This window comes from Phyllobacterium sp. 01N428, from assembly GCF_056399405.1.
Genome location: NZ_JBFTRH010000016.1, coordinates 1 through 3343, shown reverse-complemented (window position 1 = coordinate 3343; position 3343 = coordinate 1). Strand labels below are relative to the sequence as shown.

Below are 3343 nucleotides of genomic sequence, written 5' to 3'. Positions count from 1 at the left end.
CTGCAAACCTTAGGGCGCATTCAGCAACCGCCAGCGGCGCCCCGCCCTCGTTGTGCCGGTATATAGACCCCACCCAACAAAACTGTCAACACGCCTTTTTCAATTTCTCAAAACTTTTTCCAACCACCACCCAACCCTGTGGATAAGCGGCGGCGGCTAACCGAAAAAGCCCAATGAAAACAGGCGCTGCCATGGCAGCGCCTGCGAAAACCAAAGCTGTCACAAAGATGCGACCGGGAAATCAAGCCAGCGTATAGGCAGTCTTTACCGTCGTATAAAACTCAGCAGCATATTTGCCCTGCTCGCGCGGGCCGTAGCTCGAGCCCTTGCGCCCGCCGAACGGCACATGGAAATCGACACCTGCCGTCGGCAGATTGACCATCACCATGCCGGCCTCGGCATTGCGCTTGAAATGCGTTGCGTGCTTCAGACTGGTCGTCGCTATGCCCGACGACAGGCCGAACGGCGTGTCATTGGCGGTATGCAGGGCTTCTTCGTAATCCTTGACGCGAATGACACTGGCGACGGGGCCAAAAATCTCTTCGCGCGAAATGCGCATCTGATTGGTGGCCTCGGTGAAAAGCGCCGGCTGCAGATAGAAGCCCGGGGCCTCGCGGTTGAGCCGTTCGCCGCCGAACGCCAGCTTTGCGCCTTCGCCCCTGCCAATCTCGATATAGTTCATATCCTGATCGAGCTGGCTCTGGTCGACCACCGGGCCGATATGCGTGCCTGCCTTCAAGGCGTCATCGATCACAAGCCCCTTCAAGCGTTCTGTCGCGGCGGCAACGAATTTGTCGTGGATGCCTTCGGTGACGATGATGCGCGACGAGGCCGTGCAGCGCTGCCCTGTCGAAAAGAAGGCACTGTTGACGGCCGCCTCGACTGCGACGTTGAGGTCGGCGTCGTCGAGAATGACGAACGGATTCTTGCCGCCCATCTCCAGCTGGAACTTGCGCATATGCTCGATCGAAGCTGCGGCGACGCGCTTGCCAGTGCCGACAGATCCCGTGAAAGTGATTGCCTGGACATCGGCACTGTCGAGAATCGTCTGACCGACGACCGACCCCTTGCCCATGACGAGATTGAGAACGCCCTTGGGCAGGCCGGCGCGGTGCAGAATATCGACGATGGCCCAGGAGCAGCCGGGTACAAGATCGGCCGGCTTGAACACGACCGTGTTACCATAGGCGAGCGCCGGCGCGATCTTCCACGCGGGAATGGCAATCGGGAAATTCCACGGCGTGATAATACCGACGACCCCAACCGGTTCGCGCGTAATCTCGACGCCGATGTTCGGCCGGGCGCTCGGAATCACTTCACCGGCAAGCCGCAGAACTTCGCCGGCAAAAAAATCGAAAATCTGTGCGGCGCGCAGCGTCTCGCCGATCCCTTCCGCGAGTGTCTTGCCCTCCTCCCGCGAGAGCAGGCGGCCGAGTTCGTCCTTGCGCGCGGTGATCTCATCGGCAGTCTTGCGCAGGATCGCATGACGCTCGAGAATGCCCGAACGCGACCAGGCCGGAAACGCTGCCTTTGCCGCCGCGATGGCACGAACTGTATCTTCAGCGCTGGCGCGGGCGTACTCGCCGACCACATCATTGGTATTTGAGGGATTGACGTTGGCAACGGCATCGCTGCCGAACCACTCGCCGTTGATAAGGTTCTGGTGCAGGGTCATGTGATATATCTCTCTCCGTTTGGCCGAACCAATAGCATAGGAGCAGTCGCGTTCAACGTGAAATTGCGCCGCTTCGCCCGATTTGCCCCGAATGGGTTTCGCCGCCATGGCCGTCTGTGCGAACATCACCGCTGATTCGAAGACTTGATATAGGAAGGCCTGGCGCTATTTTCAGGCGTCCGCGTGGAGGAACGAAAGAATGCCCTATCCGCTGTTCAATCTTGAAGGACGGCTTGCCCTTGTCACCGGTTCGAGCCAGGGCATTGGTTTCGCGCTTGCCAAGGGTCTCGCCGAGCACGGTGCGGCGGTCGTCATCAATGGGCGCGACAGGGTAAAGGTCGACGCGGTTGTCGGGGAACTCGCGGCCGCGGGGCTTAAGGCCTATGCCTCGACATTCGATGTGACCGATCTTGCCGCGGTAAAGGCCGGGGTCGATGCGATCGAAACGGATATTGGGCCGATCGATATTCTTGTCAACAATGCCGGCATGCAGTTTCGCGCACCGCTCGAGGATTTTCCCGAGGATAAATGGCAGCAATTGCTGCAGACCAATATCTCAAGCGTATTTTACGCCGGCCAATCTGTTGCCAGGCATATGATAAAGCGCGGCCGAGGCAAGATCATCAACATTGGTTCTGTCCAGAGCGAGCTCGCGCGCCCGTCGATCGCGCCCTATACGGCGACGAAGGGGGCGGTGCGGAACCTGACCCGCGGCATGTGCACCGACTGGGCGAAGCACGGTTTGCAGATCAACGCCATTGCGCCCGGCTACTTCAAGACTCCGCTCAATCAGGCGCTTATGGACAATGCGGATTTTTCGGCGTGGCTGGAAAAGCGTACGCCCGCCGGCCGATGGGGCAATGTCGATGAATTGGTGGGCGCGGCAGTGTTTCTTGCGGGTGACGCATCTTCCTTCGTCAACGGCCAGGTGCTGCATGTCGATGGCGGAATAACGGCCTCCGTATGATTCGCGTTATCGTCATGGGTGTGAGCGGCTCCGGAAAATCTTCCGTCGGCGCCGGCATTGCCGACGTTCTTGGGCTGCCATTCCTTGAAGGCGACAGCCTGCACCCGGCAAGCAATGTGGCCAAGATGGCGGCAGGCACGCCGTTGACGGATGACGACCGCTGGCCGTGGCTTGACCAGATCGGCGCCACACTGGCAGCGGCCGAAGACGGGATCGTCGTTTCGTGCTCGGCATTGAAGAAAGTCTATCGCGACCGCTTGCGCAAGGCTGCTGCGGGCCCTCTGGCTTTCGTGTTCCTCGATGGCAGCGAGGCTGTGTTGCATGAGCACATGGCCAAACGCACCGGGCATTTCATGCCGGTTACCATGCTCGACAGTCAGCTGGCGACGCTCGAGGCGCCGGTTGATGAGTCTCGCGTCCTGCGCCAGGATGTGGCGGAACCGATCAATGTCATCGTGCAGGCAAGCGTTGCCTGGCTGAAAGAACTGGACCCATAAACGCAGGAAAGCCCGGGGGATGCCGGGCTTTTGTGTGGGTTGGTGTTTTATGATGTTGGTTGCGGGGACAGGATTTGAACCTGTGACCTTCAGGTTATGAGCCTGACGAGCTACCGGGCTGCTCCACCCCGCGTCAATTGTGTGCGGTATGCGCTTGCGCTTTCCTTTGTTGCGAGGACTTGCGCTTGCATGGATAGGGCCGTT

General features: G+C 59.6%; 3 protein-coding genes and 1 tRNA gene. 2 read left to right on the top strand and 2 right to left on the bottom strand.

Translation table 11 applies throughout. The features are described from left to right. Nucleotides 1-241 precede the first annotated feature (241 nt). A complete protein-coding gene (locus AC1DNI_RS22720; protein WP_477693519.1) occupies nucleotides 242-1675 on the bottom strand; it encodes an aldehyde dehydrogenase family protein in 1434 nt (477 codons plus the stop codon). 199 nt (nucleotides 1676-1874) lie between these two features. Here AC1DNI_RS22720 and AC1DNI_RS22715 point away from each other — a divergent pair, with 199 nt between their 5' ends. Both AC1DNI_RS22715 and AC1DNI_RS22710 read left to right on the top strand, forming a co-directional pair. Beyond that, nucleotides 1875-2642 carry an SDR family oxidoreductase gene (locus AC1DNI_RS22715; RefSeq protein ID WP_477693518.1) on the top strand — a complete coding sequence of 256 codons (768 nt, stop codon included), beginning with the start codon at nucleotides 1875-1877 and terminating at the stop codon, nucleotides 2640-2642. Beyond that, entirely contained in the window at nucleotides 2639-3139 is a 501-nt protein-coding gene (locus AC1DNI_RS22710) for a gluconokinase (RefSeq protein ID WP_477693517.1), read from the top strand. The genes AC1DNI_RS22715 and AC1DNI_RS22710 overlap by 4 nt, the downstream gene beginning before the upstream one ends. A 56-nt stretch (nucleotides 3140-3195) precedes the next feature. Here AC1DNI_RS22710 and AC1DNI_RS22705 read toward each other — a convergent pair. Beyond that, a tRNA-Met gene (locus tag AC1DNI_RS22705) sits at nucleotides 3196-3272 on the bottom strand. Nucleotides 3273-3343: the final 71 nt, after the last annotated feature.

Excerpts from the sequence above, each read along its gene's own strand:
- AC1DNI_RS22715 (WP_477693518.1), top strand. The coding sequence starts at position 1,875 with ATGCCCTATCCGCTGTTCAATCTTGAAGGACGGCTTGCCCTTGTCACC.
- AC1DNI_RS22710 (WP_477693517.1), top strand. The coding sequence starts at position 2,639 with ATGATTCGCGTTATCGTCATGGGTGTGAGCGGCTCCGGAAAATCTTCC.
- AC1DNI_RS22720 (WP_477693519.1), bottom strand. The coding sequence starts at position 1,675 with ATGACCCTGCACCAGAACCTTATCAACGGCGAGTGGTTCGGCAGCGAT.